This is a genomic window from Fusobacterium necrogenes (assembly GCF_900450765.1).
Lineage (GTDB): Bacteria > Fusobacteriota > Fusobacteriia > Fusobacteriales > Fusobacteriaceae > Fusobacterium_A > Fusobacterium_A necrogenes.
Genome location: NZ_UGGU01000003.1, coordinates 1,882,225 through 1,903,281, shown reverse-complemented (window position 1 = coordinate 1,903,281; position 21,057 = coordinate 1,882,225). Strand labels below are relative to the sequence as shown.

Here is a 21,057-nt window from a genome sequence, read left to right as displayed (position 1 = left end):
AAATGGGAGCATTACTATTTATATCAATAGAGCAGGGGCTTGTCTTTGCTATCCTAGCTATTGGAGTATTCATAACATATAAAATACTTGACTTTCCTGATTTATCAGTTGAGGGAACTTTCCCTTTTGGAGCATTTATATTTTCAAAATTTATGCTACTAGGATTTGAACCTATAACTAGTACTGTCTTAGCTTTTATTTTTGGTTCATTAGCTGGAGTATTAACCTATGCTTTGCACATAAAAATGAAAATAGCACCAATATTAGCTGGTATCTTAACTATGACTATACTTTATTCTGTCAACTTAAGGGTCAATGGTAAAGCTAATATTCCATTATATAATCACTCAAGTATTTTTGACTATGGGAATACAACTTTAGTTCTGCTTATAATTGTTCTTTTAATCAAAGTTTTAATGGATAGCTTCTTGAAAACAGAAAGAGGATATCTACTTATTGCTACTGGAGATAACGAAACTTTAGTAAAATCTTTAGGAGTTAATTGCAATACTTACAAACTTTTAGGACTCATGCTATCAAATGGACTAGTCTCTATGAGTGGAGCTATTATGGGACAATTACAAGGCTTTGCTGATATAAATATGGGAGCTTCTATCATTGTTGCAGCTCTAGCTTCTATAATAATTGGAGATACTTTCTTAAAAAATTCTAAGAGATTAAATGGTACAACTAGAGCTATTATAGGAGCTATAACGTATAAAATTATAGGTGGTATTGCTCTAGAAGTTGGGCTTGCTCCTACTGATTTAAAAGCTATTAGTGCTTTCATAGTAATCGTATTTATTGGATATAATAATCTTTCTATTCTAAATTTTATGAAAAAAGGGGGAAAACAAGATGTTACAAATAAGAAATTTATCAAAGAGTTTTAATATAGGAACTGAAAATGAAACAAATATTTTTAATGGTTTTAATTTTAATGTAAAAGAAAATGAGTTTGTAGCCATTCTTGGTTCAAATGGTTGTGGAAAATCTACCCTTTTTAATTTAATAAGTGGCTCACTTCAAAATGATGGTGGTTCTATTATTTTAGATGGAATAGAGATTGGCAAATTAAAAGAAGAGAAAAGAGCACTCAAAATTGGAAAGATACACCAAGATCCATCTATGGGAGTTTCTCCATCTTTAACTATCTTAGAGAATATCTCTCTCGCTAATAAAAAAGGAGAAAAATTTTCATTAAAAAGTTTAATAAAGAAAAGTAATATTTCAAGATTTATAGAGCTTTTAAAAGAATTAGATTTAGGATTAGAAAATAAACTAGATACTCAAGTAAAATTTCTATCTGGTGGTCAAAGACAAGCACTATCACTTTTAATGACTACATTAAAAAAACCTAAACTTTTACTTCTAGATGAACATACTTCGGCTCTTGATCCTAAAACTTCAAAAGTTATTATGGAAAAGACAAAAGAACTAATCCAAAAACAAAAAATTACTACTCTTATGATCTCTCATAACCTAAGAGATGCTATAAAATATGCTGATAGAATTGTCATGTTAGATAAAGGAAAAGTTATTTTAGATTTACCTAGTAAAAATTTGACAGAAGAAGAATTAGTCAAAATATATAACTCAAAAATTAATAACTCCCCCATATCAATAGCCGTCTAAACCACTTATTAAATTAAATTTGACAAAAATATTTTATACGTGTATGATTTAGTTAAGGAATTAAAATTTTAAGGAGGAAAACAAATGGCAAATTGTAGCACTTGTCCTTCAGGAAGTACTTGTAAAAAAGACAAAGAAACTTGTGGGATTATAAATAACCCATTAAATCATATAAAAAATGTAATAGGTATAATGAGTGGTAAAGGAGGAGTAGGAAAATCCACTGTTACTACTTTATTCGCTAAAGAACTAGCTAAAAGAGGATATAAAGTTGGTATCATGGACGCTGATATTACTGGTCCTAGTATTCCTAGACTTATGGGACTAGCTGGACAAAAAGCTACCGGAGATGGAACTAACCTAATTCCAGTAACTTCAAAAGAAGGAATAAAGATAATTTCTCTTAATTTATTATTAGAAGATGAAAGTCAACCAGTAGTATGGAGAGGTTCTATTATAAGTAATGCAGTTAAGCAATTTTGGGAAGAAGTACTATGGGGAGATCTTGATTATCTTCTAATAGATATGCCTCCAGGAACAGGAGATGTAGCTCTAACCGTTATGCAATCTACTCCTATAAATGGAGTTATCATGGTATCCGTTCCTCAAGATATGGTATCTATGATAGTTGCCAAAGCTGTGAACATGACCAAAAAATTAAACGTTCCTGTATTAGGAGTTGTTGAAAATATGAGTTATATAGTTTGCCCTGGTTGTAAAACTAAAATTAGTTTTCATGAAGAAAGTGGAGCCCATGATTTTTTAAAGGATATGAATCTTACACTTCTAGGGGAATTACCTATGACAAAAGGATTTGCTAGAATGACTAAAGGAGAGGAGTGCGCTGATTCAACTGCTCTTTTTAGTCCAATAACAGATAAAATTCTAGATATAGTTTCTAAATTATAATACAAAAGGAGGTTGTATAGTAACCCCTCCTTCTTAGATACTATTATTTCATTATTAATTAGTAAGGATTAACTCCTGTATTTTGCAGATGTTAATCCTTTTAATTTTATTATTATAATAATCTATATATTCTTTTATTGCTAATTTTAACTTTCCAATATTTCTACAATTATTTTCTTGTCCATAAAATATTTCTGATTCCATTATCTCAGAGAAACTTTCTATTAGAACATTATCTAAACTCTTCTCTTTTTTTGATATACTTTAAATTATATTCCTTTCTTATTCACTTCTTTTTTAACATCCAATATTAATTTAATAACTAAATACTTTCTTTATGCTATCTTAAAGTATATTTATATGGGTTAAAAGCTACTTGAACTAGTTTAAAATTTTGTATACCAAAAGGTATTCCTATAATTGTACAACACTGAGTTATACCTATTAATATATGAGATATTGCTAACCATATCCCTGCAAATATTATCCATAAAAATGCACTTATAGGTCTAGCTGGCTCACCTAACTTCTCTTTTAATTCTACTTTTTTTCCAAATGGTGTCAAACACGAAGCAGCCATTTCAAAACATCCTCTTGCAAAAGGAATAGTTATTATAAAAATGATAGATATGATCCCCATAATTATCCATTCCAATGCCAAAAATAAACCTCCAAAAAAAAGCCAAATTATATTCATTACAATACTCATATTTTCCTCCGTTATATGTAAAAATAGACATACATCTGTATGTCCTAAAATTCATAAGTATGGCGGGAGTGACGAGGGTCGAACTCGCGACCTCATGCGTGACAGGCATGCGCTCTAACCAACTGAGCTACACCCCCATAATATAATGGTGGTCTCAACAGGACTTGAACCTGTGACCCCCTGCTTGTAAGGCAGGTGCTCTCCCAACTGAGCTATGAGACCATCCTCTAAAAATGGTGCCCAGAGGCGGAATCGAACCACCGACACGGGGATTTTCAGTCCCCTGCTCTACCGACTGAGCTATCTGGGCATATTTTTCTGGCGGAAGACCAGAGATTCGAACTCTGAAGCCTTGCGGCGCCGGTTTTCAAGACCGGTTCCTTACCAATTAGGATAGCCTTCCAGCCTTTGAAATATTTATTATTAATGGTACCCCGTAGGGGAATCGAACCCCTGTTTCCAGAGTGAAAATCTGATGTCCTTACCACTGAACGAACGGGGCAGTGGTGGATCCAGCTGGAGTCGAACCAGCGACCACTCGGTTATGAGCCGAGTGCTCTGACCAACTGAGCTATGGATCCAAAATTTCATGGCGTGTCTGAAGAGATTCGAACTCCTGACCCACGCCTTAGAAGGGCGTTGCTCTATCCAGCTGAGCTACAGACACAATGGTGCGTCATACAGGATTTGAACCTGTGGCAACACGATTAAAAGTCGTGTGCTCTACCAACTGAGCTAATGACGCTTTGGAGCGGGAAACGAGGGTCGAACTCGCGACATTCAGCTTGGAAGGCTGACGCTCTACCAACTGAGCTATTCCCGCATATCTTAATTTAATTTTGGTGGCGGGGGAAGGATTTGAACCTGCGACCTTCGGGTTATGAGCCCGACGAGCTACCAGACTGCTCTACCCCGCGTTAAGTGGTGCCTAGAGCCGGAATCGAACCGGCACGGTAACTAAATACCACAGGATTTTAAGTCCTGTGCGTCTACCTGTTCCGCCATCCAGGCAATTTATAAAATATTATTAAAGTTATGGCGGGAGTGACGAGGGTCGAACTCGCGACCTCATGCGTGACAGGCATGCGCTCTAACCAACTGAGCTACACCCCCATAATATAATGGTGGTCTCAACAGGACTTGAACCTGTGACCCCCTGCTTGTAAGGCAGGTGCTCTCCCAACTGAGCTATGAGACCATCCTCTAAAAATGGTGCCCAGAGGCGGAATCGAACCACCGACACGGGGATTTTCAGTCCCCTGCTCTACCGACTGAGCTATCTGGGCATATTTTTCTGGCGGAAGACCAGAGATTCGAACTCTGAAGCCTTGCGGCGCCGGTTTTCAAGACCGGTTCCTTACCAATTAGGATAGCCTTCCAGCCTTTGAAATATTTATTATTAATGGTACCCCGTAGGGGAATCGAACCCCTGTTTCCAGAGTGAAAATCTGATGTCCTTACCACTGAACGAACGGGGCAGTGGTGGATCCAGCTGGAGTCGAACCAGCGACCACTCGGTTATGAGCCGAGTGCTCTGACCAACTGAGCTATGGATCCAAAATTTCATGGCGTGTCTGAAGAGATTCGAACTCCTGACCCACGCCTTAGAAGGGCGTTGCTCTATCCAGCTGAGCTACAGACACAATGGTGCGTCATACAGGATTTGAACCTGTGGCAACACGATTAAAAGTCGTGTGCTCTACCAACTGAGCTAATGACGCTTTGGAGCGGGAAACGAGGGTCGAACTCGCGACATTCAGCTTGGAAGGCTGACGCTCTACCAACTGAGCTATTCCCGCATATCTTAATTTAATTTTGGTGGCGGGGGAAGGATTTGAACCTGCGACCTTCGGGTTATGAGCCCGACGAGCTACCAGACTGCTCTACCCCGCGTTAAGTGGTGCCTAGAGCCGGAATCGAACCGGCACGGTAACTAAATACCACAGGATTTTAAGTCCTGTGCGTCTACCTGTTCCGCCATCCAGGCATTCTGACACACATTTTTTATGTTTCAGAACATGTACTATACTATCATATATTTTATTTTATGTCAATACTTTTTTATTTATTTTTATCTCAATATTTAATTCCTTTTTTACACTCAAAATAAAACTCTTTGGATTAGCTATAATACCCTCTTTTTTTTCTCTTGATAGAGCTTTTATATACTTCTCTATCTTACTAGCTACTGCACGATCTTCACACTGAAAATGAACCTCAATTTTCAATACTCCCTTCGCTCTAGTATACCTCCCTCCTCTTTTTTCTAAATGCTCTTTGTATCTTCTTTGAATATCAGTTGTTATTCCAGTATATAAACTTCCGTCCTTACATCTTAATATATAAATATAATAACTCTTAACCTCTTTCATACCTTTTATTTTACAATATATTTTTATTTTTTTATAGTCAAATTCTATCTCTTTTATAAAAATCATTATTTGACTTTTCAAATAAAACATAATAATATTTAATTATATAGAAAATTTAATATGGAGGACTTGATGGATAATTTTAATAATAATCATGTTAAAAAAATTAAGGCCATCTCTATTTTTTTAACAGCTCTTATCATCATTGGATTTATTTCTTATGTTATTTATGAAAGAGAAAATGTTTTTACTGGAATTTTAAAAATAATCACCTCTCCTGCTATATTGATTACAGATTTTCTAGTTATTGGTGGAATTGGTGCTGCTTTTCTAAATGCTTTTTTAATATTTATTTTTAATTTTATACTTGTAAAACTTCTAAAAGTTGAGATTAATGGTCTCACTATTGCATCATTTTTCACTGTATTTGGTTTTTCATTCTTTGGAAAAAATATTTTAAATATTCTTCCCTTTTATCTAGGTGGAATACTTTATAGTGTATTTGAACATATTGATTTTAAAGAAATCTTTATTACTATTTCATTTACTAGTGCGATGGCTCCTTTTGTAAGCGAAGTTGCTTTCAGGGTGGATACTACTGAAACCTCATATATTAATGCCATTGCTTTAGGGATTATAATAGGCTTTATAGCTACTCCACTATCAAAAAAGATGCTGAACTTTCATGAAGGATTTAACCTTTATAATTCAGGTTTTACAGCTGGTATTTTAGGTGCTGTCATCACTTCGATACTAAAGCTATATAACTTCCAAATAACACCACAAAGAATTATATCTACAGAGTTTGATTTAGCTTTAAAAGTTATATGTTCATCTTTTTTTTCTACTCTTATCATTATAGGCTTTTTTATAAACAACTGCTCTTTTAAAGGTTATTTAGCTATTTTAAAAGATAATGGATTAAAATCTGATTTTATAAAAAAATATGGATTTGGAGTAACATTTATAAATATGGGTGTAATGGGATTTGTTGCTACAGGATTTATAGTACTTATAAAAGAAACTTTAAATGGACCTCTACTTGCTGGAATATTAACTATTGTTGGTTTTTCAGCACATGGAAAACATTTTAAAAATACTATTCCTATCCTACTAGGAGTTTATCTTGCTGGTTGGGGAAGCTCTATTGATGGTTTTACTGTAGCTCTTTCAGCTCTATTTGGTACTTCATTAGCTCCTATTACTGGAGTTTATGGAGTAATCTGGGGAATAATTGCTGGCTTATTACATCTTGCTGTTGTTCAAAGTATTGGAACTGTTCATGGTGGATTAAACCTATATAATAATGGATTCTCAGCTGGTATTGTAGCAAGTATCCTCCTTCCTATTATGGATATGATAAAAGACCACAAAGATAAAGAAAGAATTAAATATTTAAAGAGAAAAAAACAACTTTATGATGCCATTACTGAACAAAGAAAAAAATTAGAAGAATTTGACAATGAAATATAAAAGGAGATTTGTTATGGAGTTAAATAATTTAAAATTTTTAAAGATTGCTATTGAAACACATCCTACTACTGGAACTACCTTAGAATACATTATTAAGCAAGATGCTATAGGAGCTCTTGTAGTTAATGCTAAAGGAGATAAAACTTTTTTAGTAAAGCAATATAGACCTGGTATAGCTGGTGAAATGTATGAAATACCTGCTGGTTTAATAGAAAGTGGAGAATCTGCACTTTCAACTCTTTATAGAGAAATTGAAGAGGAAACTGGTTATCTTCCAGAAAATTATGATATTATCTACATGCCTAAGCAACCACTTACTGTATCTCCAGGATATACTCAAGAAAAGATTTATATCTATGTTATAAAACTAAAGAATGACTCTATTATTCCTAAAAATTTAAAACTAGATATAGGAGAAGATTTAACTGGAAGCTGGTTTGATTTAAAAGAAGTGGAAAATATTTCCCAAGATATGAAAACAATACTAGCTCTACATCTTTATAAAAGATAAAATAAATCAAGAATGACCTTTACTTTCTAAATAAAAGTCATTCTTGAATTTTTATATTTAAATTTTAATTTAAAAATTTATAATAACCATCTACTTCAACTCTATATCAATCTTTTATAATTTGTATTTTAATTTACCTTTATTCCCTGCAACAAATATTTTCCATACTCGCTTTTTGGTGCCAGAAAAAAATCCTCTATTTCTCTAATCTCTTGAATCTCACCTTTATATAATAGCATTACTCTATCAGAAATATTATATACAACTCCTAAATCATGTGAAATAAATATAAAAGTTATTCCATACTTCTTATTGAATTTTTTTATTAAATCCAATATCTGTTTTTGTACTCTTAAATCTAATGAAGCAACTGGTTCATCACAAACTACCAATTTAGGTCTTAATATCATAGCACAACCTATGACAACTCTTTGTCTTTGTCCTCCGCTTAGCTCGTTTGGGTACTTATCTAAATACTCCTCACTTAATCCTACTTCTTTTATAATATTTACTATTCTACTCCTTATCTCTTTTTTATTTAATCTTTCATTAGCTTTAATAGGTTCTGCTAATATATCCTTTATCTTCATAGCTGGATTTAAAGAGCTATATGGATCTTGGAAAATCATCTGTATATCTTTTTTCTCTCTTTCAGAAAGAGATTTTCCTAAAAACTTTATCTCTCCAGAACTTTCCCTCTCTATCCCTAATATTATCTTTCCAATAGTTGATTTTCCAACTCCTGACTGACCTATTATAGAGAAAATCTCTCCTTTTTTTACTTCAAAATTAATATTTTTAAGTACTTCTTTTTTTTCATTAGAAAAAAACTTTTTTTTCTCATAGATCTTTGATAAATTTTTTATACTTAATATCATTTCTCACCTCTTATCCAAAGACTATTAGATAGATACATTAATCTTTTTACATAAGGGTGAACTTGAGTTTCAAATATCTTCTTACAACTATTCTCCTCTACTATCTCTCCCCCATACATTACACATACTCTTTGTGCAAAATCTTTTACTGATTCTAAGTCATGTGAAATAAAAAGAATAGCCACTCCTGTTACCTTCTGAACCTCCTTAAAAAGATCAATAACCTCTTTTTTACTCTTCAAATCCAAAGCAGTTGTTACTTCATCTGCTATGAGCAAATCAGGCTGTCCTATTATTGCTCCTGCTATAACTATTCTTTGTCTTTCTCCTCCACTTGTTTCATGTGGATATTTCTTCAATATTTTTCTAGGTTCTTTTATTCCTAATTTCATTAATAAGTCTACTATTTTGCTCTCCCACTGAATATTTTTTCCAAAATGACCTTCATAAATCTTTTTTAATTGATGCCCTACTCGTATAGTTGGATTTAAAGATGTAAAAGCATTTTGAAAAACTGCTCCTATTTTACATTTTTTTTCAAACTTTTCATACTCAATTATACTTCTTTCAGGTAAAATCTCTAATATAAATTTAGTAGTTAAAGTCTTTCCACTCCCTGATTCCCCAACTAATGCTAAAATTTCTCCTGAAGTTATAGAAAAATTGATATTCTTTAAAAGTAACTTTCCATCTATCTTTAAATTTAATCCTTTAATATCTATTAATTTCAATATTTTTTACCTCTTTTTTCTAACTTTTTTATTTGATAAACAGTAAAGACTATAAGTAGTCCAGGTGCTATAGTAAACCAAGGGGCTGATAAAAAATACGATTGAGATTGATTCAAAATATTTCCCCAAGTTGGATATGGTGGTTGTATCCCTAGGCCTAAATATCCTAAGCCTGCTTCAGTTAAAATAGCTCCAGCAAATCCTGTTGTAAAAGCTACTGAAATAGGTTTTAATATGTTTGGCAAAATATGTATGAGGAGTATCCTACTATTTGAAACTCCATAAGTTTTAGCAGCTATTACATACTCCATATTTTTTTCTTTTTTTACTAATCCTCTTACAACAGTTACACATCTGGGAATATAAATCACAAATATTGCAACTATTAGAGAATGAAAGCCAGTACCTAAAATTATTATTATTCCTAATGCTATTAATATTCCAGGAATTGAACTAATTACCTCCATGATTGATATTACTATTCCATCTATTATTTTCCCGTAATAACCAGCTACACCACCTACTAATACCCCAGTAATAACTGCTAAACTTATAGATAAAAAAGCTATAGTCAAAGTATAAAAACTTCCTAATAATAATCTACTAAATATATCCCTTCCTAAATTATCACAACCTAAAATATTATCAAAACTTGGTGTTGCTAATATTTTGCTCTCTTCCATTGCATAAGGATTTTGATAAAAGAAAAAACAGAGTATAAAAAATATAAGTAATAACAAGTATCTTTTCTTTTTCATTATCTCTCACTCCTTATCCTAGGATCAACTATAGAATAGATTAAATCTATTAAAAAATTAAGCATTACCATAACTACAGAAGTATAAAATATAAGTCCTTGTACTAGTGGTAAATCCCTGTTAACAACTGCAGTTATCATAAGTCTACCTATGCCTGGTATTGAAAAAATTTGCTCAATTATTACAACTCCAGTAATCAAATCAATTAACATCAAACCTATTAGTGGAATTATTGGTATAACCGAATTTTTTAAAATATAAAAATTTAGCCAAAAGCTTTTAACTCCATTTACAAAAAGATACTTTGTATATTCCTCTCTTAACTCTACTTCTAAATTATTTTTTATATAGCTAATAAAAATTCCTATATTAGGTATGGCTATAACAAAACAAGGTAATAAAAGAGAGATAATTGTATTATCATATCCCACTGAAAACCATTTTAAAATTACACTAAATAAAAACATTGAAATTATTCCTAGCCAAAAAGATGGCATAGATATACATAGTCCTATTATAAAATCTATTATTTTTCTTACTTTCTTATTCTTTATTCTATAAATCATAAAAGAAAGAGGAATCGAAACTATTAAAACCATAATTATTGTTAAAATAGCCACTTTTAAAGTTAATGGAAGCCTTTCCATTATCAAATTTGAAACTGGCTCTCCATATTTAAAAGAGTTCCCAAAATTTCCAGTTAAAACACCTTTGCCCCATTCTAAATATCTCTTTTGTAACCTCTTATTTAGACCTAAAATATTTCTTAACATTGCTATATCTTCGGCTGAACTTTCTAATCCTAATATAGCTAAAGCTGGATCTCCAGGTATCATTTCAAGAAGTAAAAATGAAATGCTTCCTATTAAATATATAGAAAATACCATCTTTAATATTTTTTTTAAATAATACATCTTACTCTCCAATTTTTATCTTAGCAAAATTAATGTATGGTAATGGATAGTATTCAAAGCCACTTATTTTTTTATCAAATGAAGTTATAAGCTCAGGGTCCATTATATATATAGCTGCTTGTTTTTCTCTCAATATTTCTTGAGCTTTTTTATAATTTTCTACTATAATTTCATCTTGAGTGGTTTGCTTTGCCTCTTCAATTAAAAGATCATACTCTCTATCTACAAAATTAAAGAAATTATTTTTATAATTACTAGTATATCTTCTTAGAATAGAATACGGATCTAACTTCCCTGACAGTCCAACTATTGTTGCTTCGTATTTTCTTCCAGAATAAACTTCAGATAGCCAAGTAGTCCATTCAATTGTTTCAATTTTTACATCTACATCTATTTTTTTTAATTGTTCAGCAATTATTTGAGCAGTATTTACATGTAGAGGATAATTACTTGGAACTCTTATTGTAAAAGAAAGGTTTAAATTTCCACTTTCCTTAAGAAGCTTTCTAGCTCCATCTATATCTTGTTTTTCTCCTATATTTTCTATACAATATTTCTTCATCACAGGACTCATATTAGTTTCTAATTTTATTCCATTTCCACCTACTACTGCTGAAATAATTTCATCCTTATTCAATGCCATATTAAGTGCTTTTCTTACTCTAATATCATCAAAAGGCTTCACATTATTGTTTAAAGCAAAAATCTGTACTGTATTTTGTGGTGCTGACACATTTTTAAAATTTTCTAATTCATTGATTCTTTTGGAGTCTATTCTTGAAAGCATATTTATTTCACCAGATAGAAGCTTTAAAAACGCTGTTTCAGCATTAGGAACTATAAGAATTGTTACTTTATCAATATTGGCTTTAACTCCCCAATAATCATCAAATTTTTCTAGTACAACTTGTTGTTCTCTATCATATCTTGATACTTTAAAAGGACCTGTTCCTATTGGATTTTCATCCAAGTTTTCCGCATTTTCATCAGGTACTATAGCTTTTGTCAGAGCATATATAAAAGCTGAATCAGCTTTTATTAGCTTGATCTCTATTTCATCTTCTGATATTATTCTTATATCCTCTATTTCATTAAAAAGAGCACTGACAGTTGGAGACCCATCTCTTCCTGACATTCTATTCAAAGAAAATTCTACATCTTTTACATCTAAAGGATTTCCATTATGAAATTTTATACCTTTTCTTATCTTAAAAATATATCGCTTTCCATCTTCTGAAATTCTATAATTTTCTGCAATCGTAGGAATTAATTCTCCATCTACACTAGGCATAAATAAACCTTCATATACATTTAACATTATCTCTTCTGTTCCACTAGACACTATCTTATAAGGATTAAGACTATCTATATCCATACTCATTGTTGTTTTTATCTCTTTTACATTTTTACTCTGTTCTGTTCCACAACTTAAAAGAAGTATTCCTAATAAACTAACAACAACAAACTTCCCCAACACTTTTATTTTTTTCATCATAACCTCCAAATTTTCGTTCATTTTTTATAAGTTTTCAGTATAAATTAACTTATTACTATTGTATCATATTTTTTCTATAATAAAAGGGTATAAACAAAATTATTCTGTAACAATTCAGTTATACCCTATTTATATTTATTTCGTTATATATCATACAATTATATCCCCTACTACCATATTCAGATAAGTTATTAATTCATCAGGTTCTATTATTAATTGTAATCCACGTACTCCTGCACTTATCATTATATAATCCTTAGTTAAAGCACTTTGATGTATAAAACTTTGATGTCTTTTTTTTATACCAATAGGGGAACAACCACCTCTTATATATCCAGTCATATTAAATAGCTCTTTTAATTCCAACATTTCAACTTTTTTACATCCAGCCACTTTTGCTAATTTTTTTAAATCAATATTATCAGCGCCTGGAATACAAGCCACTAACATCTCCCTTTTTTCATTTAATAAAACTAAAGTTTTAAATATTTTGGTAATATCCTCTCCAGTTTTTAATGAAACAGCTATTGCACTTAAATCATTTTCATCTACTTCATATTCTTTAAATTCATATTTTATCTTATTTTTATCCAATTCTCTCATTGCATTTGTTTTTTTCATTTTACCCCCTTAAAATATAAAGTTTCCAAAAAATAAAAAATGGCGCTTCCTAATGGACTCGAACCATTGACACTGCGGTTAACAGCCGCATGCTCTACCGACTGAGCTAAGGAAGCACTCTTATTGAGAGCTTGGCAAGTTCCTATCCTCCCAGGAGGCTTCCCTCCAAGTACTTTCAGCGTTTACGGGCTTAACTTCCAGGTTCGGAATGTGTCTGGGTGTACCCCCGTAGCTCTTCTCACCAAGCTAATGTCTATTTACATAGGCATTTGAAACTATATAGTAATATCAGGTAACGCTGATTCCTTTCAGTCATCTGCGTCTAAATAATCATAGTCGTAACTTCGTTACTTCTTGATTATTTGAAGGTTAAAACTTCGACTTATTAGTATTGGTCAGCTAAAGGCCTCGCAACCCTTACACCCCCAACCTATCTACCTCCTAGGCTCGAAGGAGTCTTAAAGAATACTTATCTTGAAGTCAGTTTCCCGCTTAGATGCTTTCAGCGGTTATCTGTTCCAAACGTGACTACCCAGCTGTGCCACTGGCGTGACAACTGGTACATCAGAGGTTTGTCCATCCCGGTCCTCTCGTACTAAGGACAGATCTTCTCAATATTCTAACGCCTACAGTGGATAGGGACCGAACTGTCTCACGACGTTCTGAACCCAGCTCACGTACCGCTTTAATGGGCGAACAGCCCAACCCTTGGGACCTTCTCCAGCCCCAGGATGCGATGAGCCGACATCGAGGTGCCAAACCCTACCGTCGATATGGACTCTCGGGTAGGATCAGCCTGTTATCCCCAGGGTAGCTTTTATCCGTTGAGCGACGATCCTTCCATTCGGAATCGCCGGATCACTATGTCCTGCTTTCGCACCTGCTCGACCCGTCAGTCTCGCAGTCAAGCTCTCTTATGCCATTGCACTCTGCGGTTGATTTCCATCCAACCTGAGAGAACCTTTGAACGCCTCCGTTACTCTTTCGGAGGCGACCGCCCCAGTCAAACTGCCCACCTAGCACTGTCTCCGTGGCTTCAAACCACAGATTAGAATTTCAACATTGAATGGTTGGTATTCCACCGACAACTCCAATGCAGCTAGCGCCACATCTTCATAGTTTCCCAACTATCCTATACATGCAATGCCAAAACCCAATACCAAGCTACAGTAAAGCTCCATGGGGTCTTTCCGTCCTACTGTAGGTAACCGGTATCTTCACCGGTAATACAATTTCACCAGGCCTCCCGTCAAGACAGCGCTCAAATCATTACACCATTCGTGCAGGTCGGAACTTACCCGACAAGGAATTTCGCTACCTTAGGACCGTTATAGTTACGGCCGCCGTTCACCGGGGCTTCAATTCGGAGCTCTCACTCCTCCTCTTAACCTTCCGGCACTGGGCAGGTGTCAGCCCATATACATCGCCTTACAGCTTAGCATAGACCTGTGTTTTTGTTAAACAGTTGCTTGAGCCTCTTCACTGCGACCCCCAAGCGCTTTGCATTGCGTGTATACTCACGCCCAGGGGCACCCCTTCTCCCTAAGTTACGGGGCTATTTTGCAGAGTTCCTTAACGAGAGTTAGCCTGTCCGCCTTAGATTTCTCATCCTGACCACCTGTGTCGGTTTCGGGTACGGGCAGTCATACCTTAACGTTAGAAGCTTTTCTTGGCAGCGTGGGATCTGTACATTCATCTTACGACTATATATCACACCTCAAATCTAACTTGACGGATTTACCTATCAAGTCATTCTACATGCTTTTACGGAAACTACCGTTCTTCCGCGCACATACCCTTCTGCGTCCCTCCATCACAAAATATGACTGGCACAGAAATATTAATCTGTTTTCCATTCGCCTACGCACTATAGCCTCGGCTTAGGTCCCGGCTTACTCAGGGAAGACAAGCTTTACCCTGAAAACCTTGGTCTTCCGGCGGGGAGGATTCTCGCCTCCCTTCTCGCTACTTATTCCTGCATTCTCACTTCTGATACCTCCAGAGTTGCTTACGCTTCTCCTTCAACGGCCTACAGAACGCTCTCCTACCAATTGCTTGCGCAATTCCACAGCTTCGGTTCATAACTTAGCCCCGTTACATTGTCGGCGCAGAGACTCTCGACCAGTGAGCTATTACGCACTCTTTAAAGGTATGGCTGCTTCTAAGCCAACCTCCTGGTTGTTTATGAATCTCCACCTCCTTTCCCACTTAGTTATGATTAGGGACCTTAGCTGGTGGTCTGGGTTGTTTCCCTTTTGACGATGGAAGTTAATTCCCATAGTCTCACTCCTGAGCTCTTGAATTATGGTATTCGGAGTTTGATTGGATTCAGTAAGCAATGCGCCCCCTAGTCCATTCAGTGCTCTACCCCCATAATTAAACACTCAAGGCTGCACCTAAATGCATTTCGGAGAGAACGAGCTATCTCCTAGTTCGATTGGCTTTTCACCCCTAAACCTACCTCATCTCCCAACTTTTCAACGGCGGTGAGTTCGGGCCTCCACTGTGTCTTACCACAGCTTCACCCTGGACAGGCTTAGATCACCAGGTTTCGCGTCTACGCCCAGCGACTAAAATCGCCCTGTTCAGACTCGGTTTCCCTTCGGCTCCGTTAAACTTAACCTTGCCACTGAACGTAACTCGCAGGATCATTCTCCAAAAGGCACGCCATCACCCCGAAGGGCTCTGACCGCTTGTAAGCACATAGTTTCAGGTTCTATTTCACTCCCCTCCCGGGGTTCTTTTCACCTTTCCCTCACGGTACTATACGCTATCGGTTAGTAAGAGTATTTAGCCTTACGAGATATGGTCCTCGCAGATTCACACAGAATTCCTCGTGTTCCATGTTACTTGGGAGAGAACGGACAAGTTAATGAGTTTACCTGTACAGGATTATCACCTTCTACGATCTAGCTTTCCAACTAGTTCCAGTTCAGTCATTAACATTGTTGAGTACGTTGCAGTTCCTCGTAGTTCTTCCCACAACCCCGCATAAACAACGGCTGCATCCTTGACATTTATGCGGTTTGGGCTCATCCCCGTTCGCTCGCCGCTACTTGGGGAATCGTTTTTACTTTCTTTTCCTCGCGTTACTTAGATGTTTCAGTTCACGCGGTACCCTCTTTCGTGCTAAGTCTTCAACTTAGCGGATTGCTCCATTCGGAAATCTCAGGATCAAACGTTCGATTGCAACTACCCTGAGCTTATCGCAGCTTACCACGTCCTTCATCGGCTCTTACTACCTAGGCATTCCCTATGTGCCCTTAATTATTTTAACCTTTAGTTTTTAAATATTGATTGACAGCTAACTCTATTAAAATTAGAGTTAAATTGTATTATCTGATTTACTATATAGTTTCCAATGTCCATTAATAATAATGTTGCGTCCCATTCTCCGAATGCGACATCTTTATAATCATAGTCGTAACTCCGTCACTCCTTGATTATAAGAACATTATCAATAGAATAGAGAAAGTATTGCTCCTTAGAAAGGAGGTGATCCATCCGCACGTTCCCGTACGGATACCTTGTTACGACTTCACCCCAATCGCTAATCACACCCTCGGAGCATCCCTCCTTACGGTTAGGCCTGCTACTTCAGGTGCAACCAACTCTCGTGGTGTGACGGGCGGTGTGTACAAGACCCGAGAACGTATTCACCGCAACATAGCTGATTTGCGATTACTAGCGATTCCAACTTCATGTACTCGAGTTGCAGAGTACAATCCGAACTGAGAATAGTTTTCTGAGATTAGCTCCCCCTCGCGGGTTTGCGACTCTCTGTACTACCCATTGTAGCACGTGTGTAGCCCAGCGTATAAGGGGCATGATGACTTGACGTCATCCCCACCTTCCTCCTGCTCATCGCAGGCAGTATCGCATGAGTGCCCAACTTAATGATGGCAACATACGAAAGGGGTTGCGCTCGTTGCGGGACTTAACCCAACATCTCACGACACGAGCTGACGACAGCCATGCACCACCTGTCACTAGGTTCCCCCGAAGGGGCACGAAGGCATCTCTGCCAACTTCCTAGGATGTCAAACGCTGGTAAGGTTCCTCGCGTTGCGTCGAATTAAACCACATGCTCCACCGCTTGTGCGGGTCCCCGTCAATTCCTTTGAGTTTCATACTTGCGTACGTACTCCCCAGGCGGATTACTTATCGCGTTAGCTTGGGCGCTGAGGTTCGACCCCCAACACCTAGTAATCATCGTTTACGGCGTGGACTACCAGGGTATCTAATCCTGTTTGCTACCCACGCTTTCGCGCTTTAGCGTCAGTATCTGTCCAGTGGGCTGGCTTCCCCATCGGCATTCCTACAAATATCTACGAATTTCACCTCTACACTTGTAGTTCCGCCCACCTCTCCAGTACTCTAGTTTGACAGTTTCCAACGCAATACGGAGTTGAGCCCCGCATTTTCACATCAGACTTACCAAACCGCCTAGACGCGCTTTACGCCCAATAAATCCGGATAACGCTTGCGACATACGTATTACCGCGGCTGCTGGCACGTATTTAGCCGTCGCTTCTTCTGTTGGTACCGTCACTTACTTCGTCCCAACTGAAAGCACTTTACATTCCGAAAAACTTCATCGTGCACACAGAATTGCTGGATCAGACTTTTGGTCCATTGTCCAATATTCCCCACTGCTGCCTCCCGTAGGAGTAAGGGCCGTGTCTCAGTCCCCTTGTGGCCGTTCACCCTCTCAGGCCGGCTACCTATCATGGCCTTGGTGAGCCGTTACCTCACCAACTAGCTAATAGGACGCAAAGCTCTCCTGCAGCGCATATAGCTTTCATATGAATTCCATGCGAAACTCACATAATATCCGGTATTAGCATTCGTTTCCAAATGTTGTCCCAGACTGCAGGGCAAGTTCTTTACGCGTTACTCACCCGTCCGCCACCATCACCCGAAGGATCAAGTAGACTTGCATGTGTTAAGCATTCTGTCAGCGTTCATCCTGAGCCAGGATCAAACTCTTCGTTCAATCTATTAAACTCAGTAAAATATACTGATTATTTACACCAATTTATTGTTGTGTTTGCATTACTTATCTTTCTCTATTCTGTTGCTAATGTCCTTATCACCATTAATCACGCTCTCTCACGAACATAAAATATAGTATCATACTTTTTATATTTCGTCAATACTTTTTTATTTTTTTAAAATTTTTTATATTTTTTGTCTCTTAATATTGAAAAAACCTCCATTAAAGCTAGTAAATTAAACTTCAACAAAAGTTCTTTATTCAATAATTATTTTATCAATTTATTATTATATTTTCTATTAAAACTTTTCCTTCAAAACTATTCATAAATAAACTCTTCCATAATATAGAATAAGTTTAAAATAAAAAAGCTGAGTAATATTTTAAAATATTTTACTCAGCCTTCCTTATTTATATAGTTACCATCATTTTATAACTATATTTACTATTTTATCAGGAATAACAATTAATTTTACCAAATTTTTCCCTTCCATATGCTTTTTAACATTATCTAACTCTAAAGCTAATCTTCCAATAGTTTCTTTATCAGTTCCTCTCTCTACTTCAACTGTCCCTCTAACTTTTCCATTTACTTGAACAGCTATTACAACATCTGAAGAAACTGTTAACTTTTCATCATATGAAGGCCATTTTTCATTAAATAAATATCCTGTATGTCCCATCTCTTCCCATAACTCATCACAAAAATGTGGAGTAAATGGAGATAACATTACTAAGATATTTTTAATAACTTCAGCAAATATTTTCTTAGATTCAGAAGTTGTTTTTCCAACTTCTAAAATATTTACTTTATAATCTTGAGTTTCATTTATTAACTCCATAGTAGCAGCTATTGAAGTATTAAAGTGATAGTCATCTTCAATAGATTCAGTTACTTTCTTTATAGTTTGATTTAATTTTATTAGTAGAGCTTTGTCCTCTTTACTCACCTTTGTTAGATCAATATTTCCAAACTCTAAATTTTCTTTGTGTTCCATTACTAATCTCCAGATTTTACTTAAAAATCTGGAAGCTCCAGCAAGGCCATTTTCATTCCACTCTAACTCTTTTTCTGGTGGAGCAGCAAACATTATAAATAATCTAGTTGTATCTGCACCATATTTTGTTATCATCTCTTCAGGATCTACACCATTATTTTTAGATTTAGACATTTTTTCAACTTTTATTGCTAATTCTTCCCCAGTAACTTTTGAAAATGCCTTTTCACCTTTAACATTAACTTCGCTTGGGAATAAGAATTTATTCTCAGCTGACGAATAGTATGATGGTCCTAAAACCATCCCTTGAGTTAATAATCTCTTAAATGGTTCATTAGCTGAAACAAGACCTAAATCCCTTAATATTTTTTGGAAAAATCTAGCATATAATAAGTGCATTACTGCATGTTCAATTCCCCCTATATATTGATCTACTCCCATCCAAGAATCAACTATCTCTTTATCAAATGGAAGTTTATCATTTTTAGGGTCACAATATCTTAAGAAATACCAAGATGAATCTACGAAAGTATCCATAGTATCTGTATCTCTTCTAGCTGGTCCACCACAAATTGGACATACAGCATGTTTGAAACTCTCTGATGTCTCTAATGGATTTCCTACTCCATTAAATGAAACATCTTCTGGAAGTTTCACTGGAAGATTTTCATCTTTTTCCATTACAGTTCCACATTTTTCACAATATAGTGCTGGGATAGGTGTTCCCCAATATCTTTGCCTTGAAACTCCCCAATCTTTTAATCTGTATTTTACTGTTCTTTTACCATAATTATTAGCTTCTACATACTCAGCTATTTTTGTTAAGGCCTCTTTAGAGCTCATTCCGTTAAACTCTCCCGAATTTGTCATTACTCCAACTTCAATGAAAGCCTCTGTCATCTCTTCTGCTTTTAGCTCAATTACTTCTTTTGTTTCCTTATTAACTGGATTAATTACAACATTTAATGGTAGATTATATTTCTTTGCAAATGCAAAGTCTCTTTCATCATGACAAGGAACAGCCATTACAGCTCCTGTTCCATAGTTCATTAGAACATAGTCAGCTACCCATAATTCTACTTTCTCTTTTGTTACTGGATTAATTACATGCCAACCTGTAAATACTCCATTTTTTTCTCTTCCTTCTGCTGATCTTTCAATTAAATCTGTATTTTTCATTGCTTCAATGCTTGATTTTATCTCTGGATTACCTTTTATAATTTCCTCTACAATAGGATGCTCTGGAGCAACAACACAATAAGATACTCCATATATTGTATCTATTCTTGTTGTAAACATAGGTAATTCCTTACCTGTTTCAGCAATAGTAAATACTATCTCTGTTCCATATGATTTTCCTATCCAGTTTTTTTGCATTGTTAAAACTTTTTCAGGCCAACCATCTTTCAACTCTTTATGCCCCTCTAATAACTCGTCAGCATAGTCAGTTATCTTAAAGAACCATTGCTCTAACTCTTTTTGAATAACTGAAGTTTTACTATGTCTCCAACATTTTCCATCTTCAACTTGCTCATTTGCTAATACTGTATTACAGTCTGGGCACCAGTTTACAAGAGATTTTTTCTTGTAAATTAATCCTTTTTCATAAAGTCTTTTGAACATCCATTGGTTCCATTTATAATATTCTGGTGTATAAGAAGCTATCTCCCTATCCCAATCATACGAGAATCCTAATAATTTTAATTGTCTTCTCATATTTTCAATATTAGATTTTGTCCACGCAGCTGGGTGTGCTCCATTTTGAATAGCTGCATTTTCTGCTGGTAATCCAAAAGAATCCCATCCCATAGGATTTAATACATTATAACCTTTCATTCTCTTATATCTAGCTATAACATCTCCTATTGTATAGTTTCTAGCATGTCCAACATGTAGTTTCCCAGATGGATATGGAAGCATTACAAGTACATAATAATTCTCTTTACCTTCAACTTTATTTTCTGTCTTGAAAATGTGTCCATTTTCCCATTTTTCTTGCCACTTGGCTTCTACTTCTTTAAAATTATACTCTCTCAAGAATATCACCTCATTAATAA

Annotated in this window: 15 protein-coding genes, 23 tRNA genes and 3 rRNA genes; 5 read left to right on the top strand and 36 right to left on the bottom strand. The window is 35.4% G+C overall.

The features are described from left to right. The first annotated feature begins 2 nt into the window (after positions 1–2). From DYA59_RS09215 to DYA59_RS09205, 3 genes are all read left to right on the top strand, one after another. Positions 3–893, top strand: a complete 891-nt coding sequence (locus DYA59_RS09215) for an ABC transporter permease (RefSeq protein ID WP_115271365.1) — start codon at positions 3–5, stop codon at positions 891–893. Next, positions 859–1,635, top strand: coding sequence for an ABC transporter ATP-binding protein (locus tag DYA59_RS09210; RefSeq protein ID WP_115271363.1), 777 nt, complete (start codon positions 859–861; stop codon positions 1,633–1,635). Before DYA59_RS09215 ends, DYA59_RS09210 begins: the two co-directional genes overlap by 35 nt. A gap of 84 nt (positions 1,636–1,719) precedes the next feature. Beyond that, positions 1,720–2,544 carry an Mrp/NBP35 family ATP-binding protein gene (locus DYA59_RS09205; RefSeq protein WP_115271361.1) on the top strand — a complete coding sequence of 275 codons (825 nt, stop codon included), beginning with the start codon at positions 1,720–1,722 and terminating at the stop codon, positions 2,542–2,544. A gap of 54 nt (positions 2,545–2,598) precedes the next feature. On the opposite strand, the gene DYA59_RS09690 is transcribed toward DYA59_RS09205, so the two are convergent. The 25 genes from DYA59_RS09690 to DYA59_RS09080 all read right to left on the bottom strand — a co-directional run bounded on the left by DYA59_RS09690 (position 2,599) and on the right by DYA59_RS09080 (position 5,691). Next, positions 2,599–2,769, bottom strand: a complete 171-nt coding sequence (locus DYA59_RS09690; protein WP_350029015.1) for an IS3 family transposase — start codon at positions 2,767–2,769, stop codon at positions 2,599–2,601. A gap of 115 nt (positions 2,770–2,884) precedes the next feature. Beyond that, complete coding sequence (locus DYA59_RS09195) at positions 2,885–3,253, bottom strand: YccF domain-containing protein (protein ID WP_115271357.1); 369 nt, start codon at positions 3,251–3,253, stop codon at positions 2,885–2,887. A 60-nt stretch (positions 3,254–3,313) separates the two neighbouring features. Beyond that, positions 3,314–3,390, bottom strand: a tRNA-Asp gene (locus tag DYA59_RS09190). A 9-nt stretch (positions 3,391–3,399) separates the two neighbouring features. Further along, positions 3,400–3,475, bottom strand: a tRNA-Val gene (locus DYA59_RS09185). Between the two features lie 12 nt (positions 3,476–3,487). Then, positions 3,488–3,563, bottom strand: a tRNA-Phe gene (locus DYA59_RS09180). Between the two features lie 9 nt (positions 3,564–3,572). After that, a tRNA-Ser gene (locus tag DYA59_RS09175) sits at positions 3,573–3,656 on the bottom strand. A gap of 24 nt (positions 3,657–3,680) precedes the next feature. Further along, positions 3,681–3,755 (bottom strand) — tRNA-Glu (locus DYA59_RS09170). A gap of 2 nt (positions 3,756–3,757) precedes the next feature. After that, positions 3,758–3,834 (bottom strand) — tRNA-Ile (locus DYA59_RS09165). 9 nt (positions 3,835–3,843) lie between these two features. Continuing rightward, positions 3,844–3,920 (bottom strand) — tRNA-Arg (locus tag DYA59_RS09160). 2 nt (positions 3,921–3,922) lie between these two features. Then, positions 3,923–3,998 (bottom strand) — tRNA-Lys (locus tag DYA59_RS09155). A gap of 2 nt (positions 3,999–4,000) precedes the next feature. Beyond that, a tRNA-Gly gene (locus DYA59_RS09150) sits at positions 4,001–4,076 on the bottom strand. Between the two features lie 17 nt (positions 4,077–4,093). After that, positions 4,094–4,170: transfer RNA gene (locus DYA59_RS09145), tRNA-Met, on the bottom strand. Between the two features lie 5 nt (positions 4,171–4,175). Continuing rightward, a tRNA-Leu gene (locus DYA59_RS09140) sits at positions 4,176–4,264 on the bottom strand. Positions 4,265–4,289: 25 nt separating this feature from the next. Then, positions 4,290–4,366 (bottom strand) — tRNA-Asp (locus tag DYA59_RS09135). Between the two features lie 9 nt (positions 4,367–4,375). Continuing rightward, positions 4,376–4,451, bottom strand: a tRNA-Val gene (locus DYA59_RS09130). Positions 4,452–4,463: 12 nt separating this feature from the next. Next, positions 4,464–4,539: transfer RNA gene (locus DYA59_RS09125), tRNA-Phe, on the bottom strand. 9 nt (positions 4,540–4,548) lie between these two features. Continuing rightward, positions 4,549–4,632, bottom strand: a tRNA-Ser gene (locus DYA59_RS09120). 24 nt (positions 4,633–4,656) lie between these two features. Then, positions 4,657–4,731 (bottom strand) — tRNA-Glu (locus DYA59_RS09115). A 2-nt stretch (positions 4,732–4,733) separates the two neighbouring features. Beyond that, positions 4,734–4,810 (bottom strand) — tRNA-Ile (locus DYA59_RS09110). A 9-nt stretch (positions 4,811–4,819) separates the two neighbouring features. Further along, a tRNA-Arg gene (locus tag DYA59_RS09105) sits at positions 4,820–4,896 on the bottom strand. Positions 4,897–4,898: 2 nt separating this feature from the next. Beyond that, positions 4,899–4,974: transfer RNA gene (locus tag DYA59_RS09100), tRNA-Lys, on the bottom strand. Positions 4,975–4,976: 2 nt separating this feature from the next. After that, a tRNA-Gly gene (locus tag DYA59_RS09095) sits at positions 4,977–5,052 on the bottom strand. 17 nt (positions 5,053–5,069) lie between these two features. Beyond that, positions 5,070–5,146, bottom strand: a tRNA-Met gene (locus DYA59_RS09090). A gap of 5 nt (positions 5,147–5,151) precedes the next feature. After that, positions 5,152–5,240, bottom strand: a tRNA-Leu gene (locus DYA59_RS09085). A gap of 58 nt (positions 5,241–5,298) precedes the next feature. Continuing rightward, a complete protein-coding gene (locus tag DYA59_RS09080; protein WP_245943730.1) occupies positions 5,299–5,691 on the bottom strand; it encodes a GIY-YIG nuclease family protein in 393 nt (130 codons plus the stop codon). Positions 5,692–5,757: 66 nt separating this feature from the next. On the opposite strand from DYA59_RS09080, the gene DYA59_RS09075 reads away from it, so the two are divergent. Together DYA59_RS09075 and DYA59_RS09070 are read left to right on the top strand one after the other, a co-directional pair. Then, positions 5,758–7,098 (top strand): DUF1576 domain-containing protein, encoded by a 1,341-nt coding sequence (locus tag DYA59_RS09075; protein WP_115271355.1) that lies wholly within the window; start codon positions 5,758–5,760, stop codon positions 7,096–7,098. Positions 7,099–7,111: 13 nt separating this feature from the next. Continuing rightward, positions 7,112–7,609 carry an NUDIX hydrolase gene (locus DYA59_RS09070; protein ID WP_115271353.1) on the top strand — a complete coding sequence of 166 codons (498 nt, stop codon included), beginning with the start codon at positions 7,112–7,114 and terminating at the stop codon, positions 7,607–7,609. 128 nt (positions 7,610–7,737) lie between these two features. Here DYA59_RS09070 and DYA59_RS09065 read toward each other — a convergent pair whose 3' ends face one another. From DYA59_RS09065 to leuS, 11 genes are all read right to left on the bottom strand, one after another. Further along, a complete protein-coding gene (locus DYA59_RS09065; RefSeq protein ID WP_115271351.1) occupies positions 7,738–8,487 on the bottom strand; it encodes an ABC transporter ATP-binding protein in 750 nt (249 codons plus the stop codon). After that, positions 8,484–9,218, bottom strand: a complete 735-nt coding sequence (locus DYA59_RS09060) for an ATP-binding cassette domain-containing protein (protein WP_115271349.1) — start codon at positions 9,216–9,218, stop codon at positions 8,484–8,486. Before DYA59_RS09060 ends, DYA59_RS09065 begins: the two co-directional genes overlap by 4 nt. Then, entirely contained in the window at positions 9,215–9,976 is a 762-nt protein-coding gene (locus tag DYA59_RS09055; RefSeq protein ID WP_115271347.1) for an ABC transporter permease, read from the bottom strand. Before DYA59_RS09055 ends, DYA59_RS09060 begins: the two co-directional genes overlap by 4 nt. Further along, a complete protein-coding gene (locus tag DYA59_RS09050; protein WP_115271345.1) occupies positions 9,976–10,890 on the bottom strand; it encodes an ABC transporter permease in 915 nt (304 codons plus the stop codon). Before DYA59_RS09050 ends, DYA59_RS09055 begins: the two co-directional genes overlap by 1 nt. A gap of 1 nt (position 10,891) precedes the next feature. Continuing rightward, positions 10,892–12,382 (bottom strand): ABC transporter substrate-binding protein, encoded by a 1,491-nt coding sequence (locus tag DYA59_RS09045; RefSeq protein ID WP_115271343.1) that lies wholly within the window; start codon positions 12,380–12,382, stop codon positions 10,892–10,894. 153 nt (positions 12,383–12,535) lie between these two features. Continuing rightward, entirely contained in the window at positions 12,536–13,006 is a 471-nt protein-coding gene (gene ybaK / locus DYA59_RS09040; RefSeq protein WP_115271341.1) for a Cys-tRNA(Pro) deacylase, read from the bottom strand. Between the two features lie 40 nt (positions 13,007–13,046). Continuing rightward, positions 13,047–13,122, bottom strand: a tRNA-Asn gene (locus DYA59_RS09035). Between the two features lie 13 nt (positions 13,123–13,135). Further along, a 5S ribosomal RNA gene (gene rrf, locus DYA59_RS09030) occupies positions 13,136–13,252 on the bottom strand. A gap of 119 nt (positions 13,253–13,371) precedes the next feature. Continuing rightward, positions 13,372–16,284: ribosomal RNA gene (locus DYA59_RS09025) — 23S ribosomal RNA — on the bottom strand. A 210-nt stretch (positions 16,285–16,494) separates the two neighbouring features. Next, positions 16,495–18,002, bottom strand: a 16S ribosomal RNA gene (locus DYA59_RS09020). Together the 16S, 23S and 5S rRNA genes with 1 tRNA gene alongside form the textbook arrangement of a ribosomal RNA operon. Positions 18,003–18,427: 425 nt before the next feature. Further along, positions 18,428–21,037 (bottom strand): leucine--tRNA ligase, encoded by a 2,610-nt coding sequence (gene leuS, locus DYA59_RS09015; protein ID WP_115271339.1) that lies wholly within the window; start codon positions 21,035–21,037, stop codon positions 18,428–18,430. Positions 21,038–21,057: the final 20 nt, after the last annotated feature.